Below are 14222 nucleotides of genomic sequence, written 5' to 3' on the forward strand. Positions count from 1 at the left end.
CGGCGCGTGTTGCATGACCTGGCCGATGCCCAGGAGGCCTTCGATACGTTTCGCGATATCTACAACCAGCAACGGCCCCATCAGGCGTTGGACCTGGCCGTGCCGATCTCGCGTTATCGCCCGAGCGAGCGCACCTATCCCGAGCGGCTCCCGCCGATCGATTACGGACCCGCGGCAACGGTACGCAAGGTCGACAGCAGCGGACGCATCGTCTTGCGAGGACGCAGTTACCGCATCGCCAAAGCCCTGCAGGGCTTACCTGTCGCGGTGCGACCCGATCCGGAAAATGATCACTGTCGGATCGTCTATTTTTGCCATCAACCCGTCCGGAGGATCGATCTGACCGCCAACGACCCGATGGATTAACCTGTTACCCATGTCCCCGAACACCTGTCACCTATGTCCCCGGTCCATACACTGAGCCAGGGGAGAGGGTTGGAGTGAGGGGCACAAAAGGCGGTGCGAAGCGAGCCTGCAGCTTTATTGGCCGCCACCATTTACCGCGGCCCCACTGCTACAGGATTTGCCATGCAGCACCTGATGCAGCTGGTTGGCCAGCGCGACACAGCGCGTGCCCAACTGAGGCCGCATGTCGGGATCCTGGGAATCTTCGATCAGGCTATGGCGCATCTGGTCGTAGCGGCTTTCGATCTGGTCGGGCGCGTAGATGCCAGCAGCCCGGTGGCAGGCAACATAGCTGGCCAGGTAATCGTCGCAGGCGGCAATGCCAGTTTTGGCCGGCAGGTCCGAGGACGTTTCCGGCTGGGCTGGTGCCGTCTGCTTCGGCCTGGTCGAGGCACCGGAGCGAGAGCTCGCGCCGGTCACCGTGGTGTGCGTGCTGCCGGTAGTGGTGGTATGGCGGGCGGGTTTGTCCGCACAGCCGGCCACGGTCAGGCCAGCGATGAGCGCCAGCAAGGCAAGTCGAGCTGAGGAAGTGAACATGCGCGCGCTCCTGCGTAGCGGTGGATGCTTTGGCGGCGTCAGCATACCTGTCGCCACCCTGTCGACCACTAAACTATGCTCGTGGTAAAGGAAAACTGAAGGAAAACCTGTGGCATGAACGTGTTTAGACCGATCTTAAGCCGATCCAAGTCTCGTTATCGCATAAATAAATTCGCAATGGCGCGAATCTGGGCTATGATCCGCTAGCTGTGTTTGCCAGGGGTCACCAGAGTTTTGTGACCCGATGCCTCAGATCTGCGATCTGCCTCATCGCCTCACCCCTAGGGTTTCCTTAGCACACCAGTAAGCCGTCCGAGCCGTATTTTGTGGTTCGGACTGAGTCTTTCTATACCTTTAGGAGTGTTTTACATGTCAGATCGTCAGATCGGTACCGTCAAGTGGTTCAACGATGCCAAGGGTTTCGGCTTCATCAGCCGTGACAATGGCCCGGATGTTTTCGTGCATTTCCGCGCGATCCAGGGCAATGGCTTCAAGAGCCTCGCCGAAGGCCAGAAGGTTAGCTTCAAGGTCGTGCAGGGCCAGAAGGGCCTGCAGGCAGACGAAGTCAACGTCGCCTGAGCTAGCTCAAAAGTTGTAAGAAAAAGCCGGGCAGCAATGCCCGGCTTTTTTTATGACCAAATGTGAAGACGATTAATTGCACAAATAATCGGCCAATACCCACTTGTAATCCGAAAATCCGTTATGCTGGGGTCACTGTGTCTGCTAGGTCACGTGCGTGCCCCGATGTTCGGTTCCACAGAATCCTCACATCGCCTCACCCGAATTCCTGCATGCCCAGTAAGTCGTCGGCCAGAGGGGAGGCTGACTTGTCTCAGTATCGAGAAGAGTCGGAGTGAGTGAGTCATGTCGGATCGTGAGAATGGCACCGTAAAATGGTTCAACGACGCCAAGGGGTTCGGGTTCATCAGTCGGGAGAAGGGACCGGATGTATTCGTCCATTTCCGTGCTATCCAGGGCACTGGCTTTAAGTCTCTCAAAGAGGGGCAGAAGGTCAGTTTCAAGGTAGTGCAGGGACAGAAGGGCGAGCAGGCCGAGGAAGTTCAACCGCTCTGAGCGGTACTTTCCGAAGCTTAGGTTTGTCGTTAAAGAAAAGGCCGGCGCTAGCCGGCCTTTTCTTTAACCATAGCCATAAAGCCGAGAGCCTGCGTGCAGCCTGCCGATTCGGACACACCGATCCACGAAACTGGATTACCCGTTACTGCCGCCGATGGAGCCTCCACACAGTTATTGTGGCGTGCGCCGGAGACGCCAGTACATGAAGTGCTCTACTGGATGCCAGCCCTGGGCGTGGCCGCCAAACATTATCTGCCGCTGGCCGATGCCCTGGCCGCACGCGGTATCGCGGTGGCCATTCATGAATGGCGTGGCATCGGGTCGAGCAATCGCCGCGCCGGTCGCCAGACCGATTGGGCATACCGGCAATTGCTGGAGCTGGACATGCCGGCAGGCATTGCCGTGGCGCGAAGCCAATGGCCGGGTGCGCGGTACTGGATCGGCGGGCACAGTCTCGGCGGCCAACTGGCCACGGTGTACGGCGCGCTCCATCCGCAAGCTTTCAGCGGCCTGGCCCTGGTCGCCAGTGGCGCGCCTTACTGGCGGCGATTCCCGCGATCCTGGCTGATCGGATTGGCCTATGTCGCTGCGCCCTGGCTGGCGCGACTGGTGGGACACCTGCCTGGGCGCCGTATCGGTTTTGGCGGCAACGAAGCGCGTGGCGTGATCGACGATTGGGCGAGGACCGGCCGTACCGGGCGATACGCTGCGCGTGGCATGGCGGACACCATGGAAGCGAAGCTCGCCGCATTGCATTGGCCGATCCTTACGCAGCGCATGCACGACGACTGGTTGGTGCCGCAGTCGTCGCTCGACTGGTTGATCGACAAGATGCCGCTCGCGTCGCGTCGCTCGTATGTTCTTGCATCGAGCGACCTCGGTCATGTGCACGCGGATCATTTCAGCTGGATGAAAGCGCCGGGTGCCATCGCTGGACATATCGCCGATTGGATCGACAGCGGCACTTGAACTGGCCGGAAGTGAGGGCACTTAGCCGTGATGCCTTTCTTTTGAGATGACCGGAATGAACCTCTACGCACCTTTTGCACAACGCAGTCTCACCTTGCGCAATCGGCTGGTGATTTCACCGATGTGCCAGTACTCCGCCGTCGATGGCGTGCCCAATGAATGGCATCTGGTCCATCTGGGCAGTCGCGCCGTCGGCGGTGCGGCGGTGATCGTGACCGAGGCGACGGCGGTGTCGCCGGAAGGACGCATTTCGCCCGGAGACGTCGGTCTGTGGAATCAGGAGCAACTGGATGCGTGGAAGCCGATCGTGCGTTTCATCGCGGCGCAAGGGGCGATCCCCGGCGTACAGTTGGCCCATGCCGGCCGCAAGGCCAGCGCGCAGCGTCCCTGGGATGGCGGTGGCGCGTTGCGCGCCGATCAGGATCCATGGACTACGGTAGCGCCGTCGGCCGTCCCGTTCGACCAGGGTTGGCATGTGCCGCAAGCGCTCGACGATGCGGGTATCGCCAAAGTGATCGCGGATTTCAGCGCGGCGGCGGTGCGCTCGCTGGAAGCCGGCTTCCAACTGATCGAACTTCATGCTGCGCACGGTTATCTGCTGCACCAGTTCCTCTCGCCGCTGAGTAACCATCGCGACGACGGCTACGGCGGCAGCTTCGAAAATCGTACCCGTCTGGTGCGCGAAGTGATCGCCGCGGTGCGTGAAGTGTGGCCTGAGCATCTGCCGTTATGGCTGCGCATTTCTGCTACCGATTGGGCCGAGGGTGGCTGGGATATCGACCAGAGCGTGCGACTGGCCGCGATGGTGCGTGAACTCGGCGTCGACCTGATCGATGTCTCCAGCGGCGGCCTGATACCGCATGTCAAAATTCCCCTTGAGCCCGGTTATCAGGTGCCCTTTGCTGCACGCATTCGTCGTGAGGCAAAGATCGCCACTGGCGCGGTCGGCCTGATTACCGAAGCCGACCAGGCCGCCGGTATCGTCGACGACGACGCGGCCGATCTGGTGCTGATTGCACGCGAAAGCCTGCGCGACCCATATTTCCCGCGTCGCGCGGCGAAGACACTGGGTGCGGATATCGCCGCGCCGGCGCAATATCTCAGGGCCTGGTAAGGAGTTCGATATGGAGCAGCAGCCGATCTTGATCGATGGTCGCCAGCACGATCTGGGCGATGGGTTTGTAGTACGGCGGCTGTTGCCCGTATTGCAGGCGCGGCACGTCGGGCCATTCGTGTTCTATGACCATATGGGGCCGGCCCGGTTTGCGCCGGGTCGCGGCATGGACGTGCGGCCGCATCCGCATATTGGCCTGGCCACCGTCACCTGGTTGTTCGATGGCGCCATCCGGCATCGCGACAGCCTGGGCAGCGTGGCCGATATTCGTCCCGGCGAAGTGAACTGGATGACTTCCGGTCATGGGATCGTCCATTCCGAGCGCACGCCGCCGGAAGAGCGTCGCGACGGACAGACAGTGCACGGCATCCAGGTCTGGGTGGCCTTGCCGCAGGGCGATGCCGAAGTGGATCCCGAGTTCCATCATCACGATGCGAGCCAGCTGCCGCGGATCGAGCGCGATGGCGCGTCACTGGTCCTGATCGCCGGTACGGCTTATGGCCAACAATCGCCGGTGAAAGTGTTCGCGCCGATGTTCTTTGTCCAGGCGCATCTGAAGGCGGGCAGCGAACTGGAGTGGCCGAGCGAACACATCGAGCGAGGTTTGCACGTGATCGACGGCGAGGTGCAATGGGGCGATCTGACGGTGGCTTCACAGCGGGTGGCGGTGCAGGCAGGCGAGAAGGCCGCGCCCATGCGCGCAACCCAGGACAGCCGCGTGATGCTGTTTGGCGGCGCGCCGCTCGATGGCGAGCGCCACCTGTGGTGGAACTTCGTTGCCAGCAGCCACGAACGCATCGAAGAGGCCAAACAGGCCTGGGCCGAGCAGCGCTTTCCGCGTATTCCCGGCGACGATCAGGAGTTCATTCCGCTGCCGGAGCGCTGAAGCAGCATCGATCGGGTCTTAGGGTTTAGGCTTGTCGCCATCGCTCCAGCGGAGGTTTGTCCCATGTCCGGCTTTGCCAGCTTTCGCCAGTTCTATCCCTATTACCTGGGCGAGCACAGCAATGTGCAGTGCCGCCGCCTGCATTTTGTCGGCAGCACACTGGTGCTGCTGATCTTGCTTGCTGCGGTTTTCAGCGGGGCGTTGGTGTGGCTATGGCTGTTGCCGGTGGTGGGCTACGGATTTGCCTGGGTCGGGCATTTCTTCTTCGAGAAGAATCGGCCGGCGACGTTTCGCCATCCGCTTTACAGCCTGATGGGCGACTGGGTGATGTTCTGGGATGTATTGCGCGGGCGCGTCAAGCTCTGATCAGCGGTACTGCTGATGACAGGAATGGCAGGCCTCGCCGATCGGCTTGAGTGCGGCGGCCAGGGCAGGGCAATCCGCCGGTGCGGCCACGGCGGCGGCCTGAACGGCCGCGTGCAGCTTGTCGGCAGCATCCAGGAACGGTTGGTCCACCCCAGGAAAAGCCGGTCCGATGTCTTGCGAAACCGTCAGCAGGCTGCCGAGTTGGGCATGCGTCTTGGCGGCGTCGCACTGCTTGGCCTTGACCGCGTTACCCAGTTCGCCGAAGTGATGGGACATCACCACCATCACCGAGTGCGGCATGGGGTTGCGATCGCGCAGCGCATTCATCGAGAAAACGGTGCCGATGACGCCGATCACCAGGCCCAACACAATCAATAGAGCGGCACGCATCGTCGGTTCCCTTCTCGATTCGAATCAGGGCGGGAGGGTAGCACAGGCTTTGCGGCCGCTTCCCGGATAAAATGACACGCTGGTTTTCAGGAATTCGTTCACATGTCCCGCCGTACCCGTTTCTTCATCCAGGCCCGCGCATGAGCACCCAGGCGCAACAGAATCAGGCGCAGCATGCCGAGCGCTTTGCCGGCGTGGAAAGGCTCTATGGTGTCGGCAGCCTGGAGAAATTTGCGCGCAGTCATGTCGCTGTCATTGGTGTCGGCGGCGTGGGCTCGTGGGCGGCCGAGGCGCTGGCCCGAACCGGCGTGGGCCGATTGACGCTGATCGACGCGGACGAAGTGTGCGTGTCCAATACCAATCGTCAGCTGCATGCACTCGATGGCGAATACGGCAAGCCGAAGGTCGGCGTGGTCGCCGCGCGTGCGCACGCGATCAATCCGGGTATCCGCCTGGAAGCGATCGAACGGTTTCTCACGCCGGCGACCTTGGATGAATTGCTCGATCGCGGCTACGACGTGGTACTGGACGCCTGCGACGCGTTTCGCGTCAAGCTCGAAGCGATCGCCTGGTGCCGGCGTCGCAAGCTGCCGATGGTGACGGTGGGCTCGGCCGGTGGCCGCACCGATCCGACCCAGGTCCGCGTGCGCGATCTCTCTCGCACCGAACACGATGCGATGTTCAGCCTGATTCGGAAAAAGCTGCGCCAGGATTTCAACTTTCCGCGCAACCCCGATCGTTACTTCGGCGTATCGGCCGTGTACTCGCTGCAGAACGTGCAGTATCCACAGCCCGATGGCACCGTTTGCGGCACGCGCCCGCCAGGCGGCGATGCATTGAACCTGGCCTGTGGCGGCGGTCTCGGCGCGGCGACCCATGTCACCGGGGCGTTCGCGTTTGCGGCGGTGGGGAAGGTGATCGAGAAAATTCTCGAGAAAAGCTGAAGTCGTCGACCTCGGGGACCTCTAAAAAACCTCTCCGACTCGTCATCCCGGCGCAGGCCGGGATCCAGTGGCGTTGTGATCGGTTATCGCGAGAGCACAGAGAATCCGCTCTATCGCGAAAGCCGTAAACCGAAGTCACTGGATCCCGGCCTACGCCGGGATGACGATATGGAAACTGTGGTTCCTTCAGTCGGTGTTACCACCCCATGTAATGACCGCCATTGATCGCCAGGTTCGCCCCGGTGATCCAGCTGGCTTCTTCACCGGTGAAAAACGCCACGGCATGCGCGATCTCTTCCGGTTTGCCCAGGCGCCCCACCGGAATCTGCGCGATGATTTTCTCGCGGACTTCCTCGGGCACCGCCATCACCATGTCCGTACCCACGTAACCCGGTGACACCGTGTTCACGGTGACGCCGAAGCGTGCGTTCTCTTGCGCAAGCGAAATAGTGAAGCCGTGCATGCCGGCCTTCGCCGCCGCGTAGTTGGCCTGGCCGTACTGGCCTTTCTGTCCGTTGATCGAGCTGATCTGCACGATGCGACCCCAGCGCTTGTTGCGCATGTTTTCAATCACTGGGCGCGTGACATTGAAGCAGGCATTGAGGTTGGTGTTGACCACCTCGGTCCACTGCTCGTAGGTCATCTTGTGGAATGTGGTGTCGCGCGTGATACCGGCGTTGTTGACCAGGATCTCCACCGGGCCCAGCTTGCTGTTGATCGCCTCGACCATCGTTTCGCAGGCGGCGGGCTCACCCACGTCGCCGGGAACCAGCAACACCTCGATACCTTCGCGGTTCATTGCATCGCGCCATGCTTCGGCCTTGGCCTGATCGCGATAGTTGGTGGCGACCCGATGGCCTTGGCGGGCCAGATAACGAATGATCGCGCTGCCGATGCCGCCAGTACCGCCAGTGACCAATGCCGTGCGTTGCGTCATACCTCGTCTCCTCAACTGTTTGGATGTCCATTTCGCAGCACCGTCTACGCGGTGAAACTCCGACGCAAACAGCCTAGCGATGGATCATGGCAGAACGTTGGCGTTCCGGGAACGCTGTTTGTGCGTAAAGATCGTGCTTAGTTCATCGAAGCAAGATTACGCGTGACGTTCGCTGCAGTGCGGTAAGGCGCTGGGGTCGAAATGGCGCAGCGCATCTTGCAGCAATGTGTCTACGTCATGGCTGATGTTCGACGTGTCGACATCGAGAAAAGCCAGTGCGCGACGCAGCGCGGGCAGTGGATTCATGGGATCGACAGGCAGGGCGCCATCGGATTTGGACAGCTTGCGGCCTTCATCATCCAGCGCCAACGGCAAATGTAGATAAGCCGGTGTCGTCAGGCCCAGGCAGCGTTGCAGCCAGATCTGTCTGGCGGTCGAATCAAGCAGGTCATGGCCGCGTACCACTTCGGTAATGCCTTGATCTGCATCGTCGACCACACAAGCCAGTTGATAGGCGTAGAAACCTTCCACTCGCTTGATGACGAAGTCGCCGGCGGCCTCTCGCAGGTGCTGGCGTTGCTCGCCCTGCAGGCCATCGGTAAAGACGATCTCGATATCCGGGACGCGTATCCGCCACGCCGGCGGTCGTAAAGGGTCCGATGCTGCGACGCAATATCCGTCGCGGTGCATGCCCCTGCTGGCCGCCAGATCGCTACGGCTGCACCAGCAGGGGAACACCATATCGGCGGCACGAAGACGCTCAAAAGCGACGTCGTACGCTGCACTGCGTTCGGATTGGTACATGGCGGGTCGATCGGCCAGCAATCCGAAGGCGGGAAGCGCGGCCAGGATGCTCTGCGCCGATCCGGGCACTTCGCGCGGCGGGTCGATGTCTTCCACCCGCAAGAGCCATTGCCCACCGACATGCCGCGCGCAAAGCCAGCTGCCCACCGCGGCCACCAGGGAACCGAAATGCAGCCGGCCGGTCGGAGAAGGGGCAAAACGTCCGCGGTAACTCATCGGTGCGATTTTAGAAGATCGAACCCCGGAGTTCGCAACGCTTTTTGAACGGCCGGCGGGAGCGGGTAGCCACGACTACCCTTGAAACTCACCGGTACAGCCACGATTCTTGTTAGGGTTACACCCCCTTTCATGACTGCCCGAGAGACAGCCATGCGACGCATCGCATTATTCCTGCTTACCAATATCGCCGTCCTTTTCCTGCTGAGCATCGTCTGCCATCTGTTTGGCATCGATCAGTGGGCTGCCTCCCGTGGTTACGGCGGCATGACCGGGCTACTGATCTATGCCGCCGTCTTCGGCATGGGCGGCGCTTTCATTTCGCTGGCCATGTCCAAATGGATGGCCAAGATGTCCACCGGCGCCCGGGTGATCGAACAGCCGCAGAACGAAGGCGAGCGCTGGCTGGTCGAGACCGTGCGTCGCCACGCCCAGGCTGCCGGTATCGGCATGCCCGAGGTGGCGATCTACGACGCGCCGGACATGAACGCCTTCGCCACCGGCATGAGCAAGAACAGCTCGCTGGTGGCCGTCAGCACCGGCCTGTTGCAGCAGATGGACCGCGAGCAGGTGTCGGCCGTGCTCGGCCACGAGATCGGCCACATCGCCAACGGCGACATGGTCACGCTCACCCTGATCCAGGGCGTGGTCAACACCCTGGTGATCGTGGCGGCGCGCGTGGTCGGTCGTATGGTCGACAGCTGGCTGTCGGGCGGTCGTGACAATCGCGATGGCGGCGGCATCGGTTATTTCGTGACGGTGATGGTGCTGCAACTGGTGTTCGGCCTGTTCGCCTCGATGATCGTGATGGCGTTCTCGCGCTGGCGCGAATTCCGCGCCGACGCAGCCGGCGCCAGCCTGGCCGGGCGCGCGTCGATGATCTCCGCGCTGCAGCGCCTGCAGGCGGGCCACGGTGAGACCACGCTGCCGCAGACGATTGCCGCGTTCGGTATTTCCGGTCATCTGGCCGGGGGCTTCAAGCGCCTGTTCATGAGCCACCCGCCGCTTGAAGAGCGCATCGCTGCGCTGCAAAAGTAGTTCTGAACATTCCGGTAGCAAGGCGGGCGCCTGACTGAGGCGCCCGTTCGCTTTTTCCCTTTTCTCACTCCATCGACTTTCAAGTTGCCATGACCGCCGAAACCCATAAGTTCCAGGCCGAAGTCGCTCAGGTGCTCCACCTGGTCACGCACTCGCTTTATTCGCACAAGGAAATTTTCTTGCGCGAGCTCATCTCCAATGCATCGGACGCGTGCGACAAGCTGCGCTTCGAATCGATTGCCCAGCCCGACCTGCTCGGCGGCGACGGTGAATTGCATATCGATGTCAGTTGGGACCCGCAGGCACGCACCGTGACCGTGCGCGACAACGGCATCGGCATGACGCGCGATGAAGTGGTCGCCAACATCGGCACCATCGCCAGCTCCGGCACCCGTCGTTTTCTCGAAGCGATGTCCAGCGAACAGAAGACCGACGCGCGCCTGATCGGCCAGTTCGGCGTGGGCTTCTATTCCGCGTTCGTGGTCGCTGACCGCGTCACCGTGCTGACCCGCCGCGCCGGCGCTACCGAAGGCGTGAAGTGGGAGAGTGACGGCAAGGGCGAGTATTCGCTCGAGTCGACCGAATTGTCCGAGCGCGGCACCCAGGTGATCCTGCATCTGAAGGCCGACGAAGACGAGTTCCTGAAGCCCTGGACCTTGAAATCGCTGATTACGCGTTACTCCGATCACGTCGCCTTCCCGATTCGCATGCCCAAGGAAGAAGACGGCAAGCCGGGCAGCGAATGGGATACGGTCAATGCCGCCTCCGCGCTGTGGACGAAGCCGAAATCGGAGATCAGCGACGAGGACTACCAGAGCTTCTACAAGTCGCTCGGTCACGACTTCAACGATGCGCTGGCCTGGACGCATAACCGCGTCGAGGGCAGCCAGAGTTTCACCACGCTGCTTTATCTCCCGGCGCAGCCACCGTTCGATCTGATGATGGGCGGGCGCGACGAGCGCAAGGGGCTCAAGCTCTATATCAAGCGTGTTTTCATCATGGATGCCGCCGAAGAGCTGCTGCCGAACTATCTGCGCTTCGTGCGCGGCGTGGTCGACGCGGATGATTTGCCGCTCAATGTAAGCCGTGAAATCCTGCAGCAGAATCGTCAGCTCGATCGCATCAAGGCGGCCTGCGTCAAGCGCGTGCTGGACCTGATCGAAAAGCTGGCCCGCGATGAGCCGGAAAAATTCGCCACCTTCTACAAGGCCTTCGGCAATACGTTGAAGGAAGGCATCGCCGAAGATCAGGCCAACAAGGAACGCATCGCCAAACTGCTGCGTTTCGCTTCGACCAAGGGCGATGGCGCGGCACAGACCGTGTCGCTTGACGATGTCGTCGGCCGGTTGCCGGTGGGCCAGGACACGATCTGGTACATCACCGCCGACAGCTATGCGGCGGCGGTCGGCAGCCCGCAGCTAGAGGCCTTCAAGGCCAAGGGCGTCGAAGTCCTGCTGATGTTCGATCGTATCGACGAGTGGATGCTTGGCAGCCTCAACGAGTATGCCGGCAAGAAGCTCAAGAACGTCGCCAAGGGCGAGCTGCCGCTGGACGAAGCCGACAAGAAGCAACAGGAGGAAGCCACCAAGGCCGCCGAGCCGTTGCTGGTCAAGCTGAAAGAGCTGCTCGGCGATCGCGTGGCCGACGTACGCGTTTCCGCCCGCCTGACCGACTCACCGTCGTGTCTGGCATTGAGCGATTACGAAATGGCCCCGCATCTGGCGCGCCTGTTGCGCGAAGCCGGTCATGACATGCCCGAAAGCAAGCCGACGCTGGAGATCAATCCGCAGCATGCCTTGCTTAAGCGCGTCGAGGCGGAGGCTGATACCGGCAAGGCAAAGGATCTGGCCAACCTGCTGCTTGAGCAGGCGGAGATATCCGCGGGGGCGCAGTTGCCGGATCCGGCGGCGTTTGTGCAGCGGATGAATCGCGTTTTACTGGGCTGATGGTGACGGACAGAAATTTCTAAGCACCACCTCCTACTCGTCATCCCGGCGCAGGCCGGGATCCAGTGACGTTGTGGTTGGGTTGTCGCGAAGTCATCAAGCATTTGCTCTGCCGCGAAAACCGGAAACCGGAGCCACTGGATCCCGGTCTGCGCCGGGATGACGATATAAGGAGAGGCCTTCGGTAAATAACCGAAGGCCTTTTTTGTCGTGCTATGTTGAACATAGGCCAAGGGGATAGCCGCCTATGTCATGGCATCAACTCAATGTTGGCGCACATATCGCCATGGGCGCATTCGGCCTGCTGGTAGGCTTGCTGCCGCTGTGCTCGCGCAAGGGTTCCACGATGCATCGGCGCGCCGGCCGCCTGTTCGTTTGCCTTGCCGGTGTCGTACTGACCACGGCCGCGATCGCCGATGTATTTTTCCCTGTGCCCATGACGCTGGTGGCAGTAACGCTATCGGCGGCCTACCAATACGTGAGCAGCCTGCGCGCGTTGTATCTGCGCACGTCACCACCCGGCCCGCTCGATGCCGCCCTTGCAGGAGCGACCCTGCTGGCCTGCGGGTTTTTCATCATGTCGATGGGGAAGGGCAATGCGTCCTTCACGCCGGCGATCGGCTATTCCACCATCGGTTACGTGGCGATCGTGGCCATCTACGATCTGTCTCGTGGTTTCTGGGGTGAGCTCTGGCTTCGTCGCGTGCGCCCGCTCGATCATGGCCTGAAGATGACCGGCGTGTATTTCGCCATGCTATCGGCGGGTGCAGGTAATCTCCTGCGTGGGTTGCAGCCTTGGAGCCAGATACTTCCCTCGGTGGTTGGAACACTCGTGCTTATCGCGCTCGCAGTCCGTTATATCCGCCGATGGCGTGCTGTCACGGCCAATGCCATGCCGATCGTGGAATAAACGACTGATGAGTGCCTTGCTGCTGCTTTTTACCTGTCTGCTCCTGGGCATCGCCGTTGCGCGTTGGGCAAAGCCGCCGGCGGGCATCGTGCCCGGCATTAACTGGTGGGTGATCAACGTCGCGCTGCCGTCGCTGGTGCTGGGGCTGATTCCCAAGATCCACTTCGATCCGCAGCTATGGTTTCCCGTCGCGGCGATGGCGATAACGTTCGGTGGCTCCTGGCTGGTGTTTGCCACGCTGGGCGCATGGCTGGGCTGGTCGCGCCAGCGTGTCGGCGGGCTGATCCTGGTGTGCGGCTTGGGCAACACCTCGTTCATGGGCTACCCCATGATGCAGGCCCTGCACGGCAAGGAAGGCCTGGCGGTTGCCGTGGTAGCCGATCAGCTTGGCTGCTTTCCCTTGCTGGCATCCGCCGGGGTACTGGTGGCGTCGCTTTATGCGGGACGTCGTCCTCCAATAGGCCTGATAGCGAAACGCATCCTCAGCTTTCCGCCGTTCATTGCGCTGGTGGTGGGCGTGCTGGCAGGTCTATGCGGCGGCTGGCCACCTATGGTCGATGACGTACTGGCGCCGTTGGGCGCAACCTTGACCCCGCTCGCTTTGTTTTCGGTCGGTTTGCAGTTCAAGCTGCATCCTGGCGAAGGGCAGATCAAAGTGGTGGGATTGGGCTTGGCATGGAAGCTCGCGCTTGCACCACTGGTTTGCTGGCTGCTCGGCATCGCAACCGGCGTACATGGATTGACTCTGACCGTTGGCGTTCTGCAGGCCGCGATGGCACCGATGATTTCCGCGGCAATTCTTGCCGACGAATACGAACTCGAACCCACGTTGGCCAACACCGTGCTCGGGGCGGGTATCGTGCTGTCGCTGGTGACGATTCCCCTCGGGAATTGGTTGTTGTCAGCGTAGATCCAGGTGGCGTCGAGCGGCGATCGCCTCGACGGTATCCTTGGCTTCGCGTAAACCAACGCCGGTATGCTCGCGATACAGCTTGATCGCTTCGATCTTGCTGCGCTGGCTCAACAGCAAAACGACCTGGCTTTCCAGGTCTCTGTCCATCAGTGGTGCTGCCGGTGGTTTGTAGCTGGCTTGAACGGATTTGGGGCGCCGCTCGTGCTGCGGACGCTGGCGCGCGGTAACGCGGCCGATGACAAAGCCCAGTATCAGCAGCAAGGCGTAGACGATATAAGTCTGCGTTTGTTGATCCATAAACACCTCGCCGGGAATCGATATACGGGATAATGCGCCCATGTTGACAGATCACGCCAACCCGCCAACCCAGGTGCGTGCCGACCAATGGTTATGGGCCGCCCGCTTCTTCAAGACGCGCAGCATCGCCAAGCAGGCGATCGAGGGCGGCAAGATCGATGTGAACGGTGCCGGCTGCAAGCCGGCCAAGACGTTGCATGTCGGCGACACGCTGAAGATCAGCCGTGGCGAGGAACGCCTCGAAGTCGAAGTGCTCGCCTTGTCCGCGCAACGTGGCCCGGCATCGATCGCGCAGACACTCTATCGTGAGAGCGAAGCCAGCATCGCGGCCCGCGAAGTCGCCCGTGCCGAGCGCGGCACACGCAACGGCGGCTTGTTGCGCCCGCCCTCACGACCGAACAAGCAGGAACGGCGGCAGCTCATGCGCTTCAAGGATCAGGATCAGGGCTGACGCAAAACCCCGCGCATCGTGGGCT

General features: G+C 61.5%; 17 protein-coding genes and 1 pseudogene. 13 read left to right on the forward strand and 5 right to left on the reverse strand.

Annotation, left to right across the window (positions count from 1 at the left end; all coding sequences use genetic code 11):
- Window positions 1–169: pseudogene (locus tag ACZ6WW_RS03575) on the forward strand (integrase core domain-containing protein); the annotation flags it as partial.
- Between the two features lie 311 nt (window positions 170–480).
- Here the strand turns inward: ACZ6WW_RS03575 and ACZ6WW_RS03580 are convergent.
- A complete protein-coding gene (locus ACZ6WW_RS03580; protein ID WP_465273017.1) occupies window positions 481–942 on the reverse strand; it encodes a hypothetical protein in 462 nt (153 codons plus the stop codon).
- Between the two features lie 369 nt (window positions 943–1311).
- Between ACZ6WW_RS03580 and ACZ6WW_RS03585 the strand changes: the two genes are divergently transcribed.
- The 6 genes from ACZ6WW_RS03585 to ACZ6WW_RS03610 all read left to right on the forward strand — a co-directional run bounded on the left by ACZ6WW_RS03585 (window position 1312) and on the right by ACZ6WW_RS03610 (window position 5351).
- The gene (locus ACZ6WW_RS03585) at window positions 1312–1521 is read left to right on the forward strand and encodes a cold-shock protein (protein WP_281852751.1); all 210 of its coding nucleotides are present in this window, start codon (window positions 1312–1314) and stop codon (window positions 1519–1521) included.
- A 285-nt stretch (window positions 1522–1806) separates the two neighbouring features.
- Complete coding sequence (locus tag ACZ6WW_RS03590; RefSeq protein WP_465273018.1) at window positions 1807–2016, forward strand: cold-shock protein; 210 nt, start codon at window positions 1807–1809, stop codon at window positions 2014–2016.
- Window positions 2017–2109: 93 nt separating this feature from the next.
- Window positions 2110–2985 carry an alpha/beta hydrolase family protein gene (locus ACZ6WW_RS03595; protein WP_465273019.1) on the forward strand — a complete coding sequence of 292 codons (876 nt, stop codon included), beginning with the start codon at window positions 2110–2112 and terminating at the stop codon, window positions 2983–2985.
- Window positions 2986–3040: 55 nt separating this feature from the next.
- A complete protein-coding gene (locus tag ACZ6WW_RS03600; protein WP_465273020.1) occupies window positions 3041–4099 on the forward strand; it encodes an NADH:flavin oxidoreductase/NADH oxidase in 1059 nt (352 codons plus the stop codon).
- A 10-nt stretch (window positions 4100–4109) separates the two neighbouring features.
- Entirely contained in the window at window positions 4110–4985 is an 876-nt protein-coding gene (locus ACZ6WW_RS03605; RefSeq protein ID WP_465273021.1) for a pirin family protein, read from the forward strand.
- 63 nt (window positions 4986–5048) lie between these two features.
- The gene (locus tag ACZ6WW_RS03610) at window positions 5049–5351 is read left to right on the forward strand and encodes an Mpo1-like protein (protein WP_281852755.1); all 303 of its coding nucleotides are present in this window, start codon (window positions 5049–5051) and stop codon (window positions 5349–5351) included.
- Here ACZ6WW_RS03610 and ACZ6WW_RS03615 read toward each other — a convergent pair whose 3' ends face one another.
- Complete coding sequence (locus tag ACZ6WW_RS03615) at window positions 5352–5741, reverse strand: cytochrome c (RefSeq protein ID WP_465273022.1); 390 nt, start codon at window positions 5739–5741, stop codon at window positions 5352–5354.
- Between the two features lie 140 nt (window positions 5742–5881).
- On the opposite strand from ACZ6WW_RS03615, the gene ACZ6WW_RS03620 reads away from it, so the two are divergent.
- The gene (locus ACZ6WW_RS03620) at window positions 5882–6685 is read left to right on the forward strand and encodes a tRNA threonylcarbamoyladenosine dehydratase (RefSeq protein WP_465273023.1); all 804 of its coding nucleotides are present in this window, start codon (window positions 5882–5884) and stop codon (window positions 6683–6685) included.
- 196 nt (window positions 6686–6881) lie between these two features.
- On the opposite strand, the gene phbB is transcribed toward ACZ6WW_RS03620, so the two are convergent.
- Both phbB and gluQRS read right to left on the reverse strand, forming a co-directional pair.
- Complete coding sequence (gene phbB, locus ACZ6WW_RS03625) at window positions 6882–7622, reverse strand: acetoacetyl-CoA reductase (RefSeq protein ID WP_281852759.1); 741 nt, start codon at window positions 7620–7622, stop codon at window positions 6882–6884.
- Window positions 7623–7778: 156 nt separating this feature from the next.
- Window positions 7779–8642: a tRNA glutamyl-Q(34) synthetase GluQRS gene (gene gluQRS, locus ACZ6WW_RS03630; protein ID WP_465273024.1), complete on the reverse strand. Its 864-nt coding sequence runs from the start codon at window positions 8640–8642 to the stop codon at window positions 7779–7781.
- A gap of 153 nt (window positions 8643–8795) precedes the next feature.
- Here gluQRS and htpX point away from each other — a divergent pair, with 153 nt between their 5' ends.
- The 4 genes from htpX (at window position 8796) to ACZ6WW_RS03650 (ending at window position 13446) form a co-directional block, all read left to right on the forward strand.
- The gene (gene htpX, locus ACZ6WW_RS03635) at window positions 8796–9680 is read left to right on the forward strand and encodes a protease HtpX (RefSeq protein ID WP_465273025.1); all 885 of its coding nucleotides are present in this window, start codon (window positions 8796–8798) and stop codon (window positions 9678–9680) included.
- An 89-nt stretch (window positions 9681–9769) separates the two neighbouring features.
- Complete coding sequence (gene htpG / locus ACZ6WW_RS03640) at window positions 9770–11626, forward strand: molecular chaperone HtpG (RefSeq protein ID WP_465273026.1); 1857 nt, start codon at window positions 9770–9772, stop codon at window positions 11624–11626.
- A gap of 247 nt (window positions 11627–11873) precedes the next feature.
- Complete coding sequence (locus ACZ6WW_RS03645) at window positions 11874–12536, forward strand: hypothetical protein (RefSeq protein ID WP_465273027.1); 663 nt, start codon at window positions 11874–11876, stop codon at window positions 12534–12536.
- Between the two features lie 7 nt (window positions 12537–12543).
- Window positions 12544–13446, forward strand: a complete 903-nt coding sequence (locus tag ACZ6WW_RS03650) for an AEC family transporter (protein ID WP_465273028.1) — start codon at window positions 12544–12546, stop codon at window positions 13444–13446.
- On the opposite strand, the gene ACZ6WW_RS03655 is transcribed toward ACZ6WW_RS03650, so the two are convergent.
- Window positions 13438–13746 carry a ribosomal protein L7/L12 gene (locus ACZ6WW_RS03655; protein ID WP_465273029.1) on the reverse strand — a complete coding sequence of 103 codons (309 nt, stop codon included), beginning with the start codon at window positions 13744–13746 and terminating at the stop codon, window positions 13438–13440. The two genes, ACZ6WW_RS03650 and ACZ6WW_RS03655, sit on opposite strands and share 9 nt — an antisense overlap.
- Before the next feature lie 40 nt (window positions 13747–13786).
- Between ACZ6WW_RS03655 and ACZ6WW_RS03660 the strand changes: the two genes are divergently transcribed.
- Window positions 13787–14197 (forward strand): RNA-binding S4 domain-containing protein, encoded by a 411-nt coding sequence (locus ACZ6WW_RS03660; RefSeq protein ID WP_465273030.1) that lies wholly within the window; start codon window positions 13787–13789, stop codon window positions 14195–14197.
- Window positions 14198–14222 lie beyond the last annotated feature (25 nt).

The sequence above is a fragment of the Dyella sp. NPDC103356 genome, from assembly GCF_055584465.1.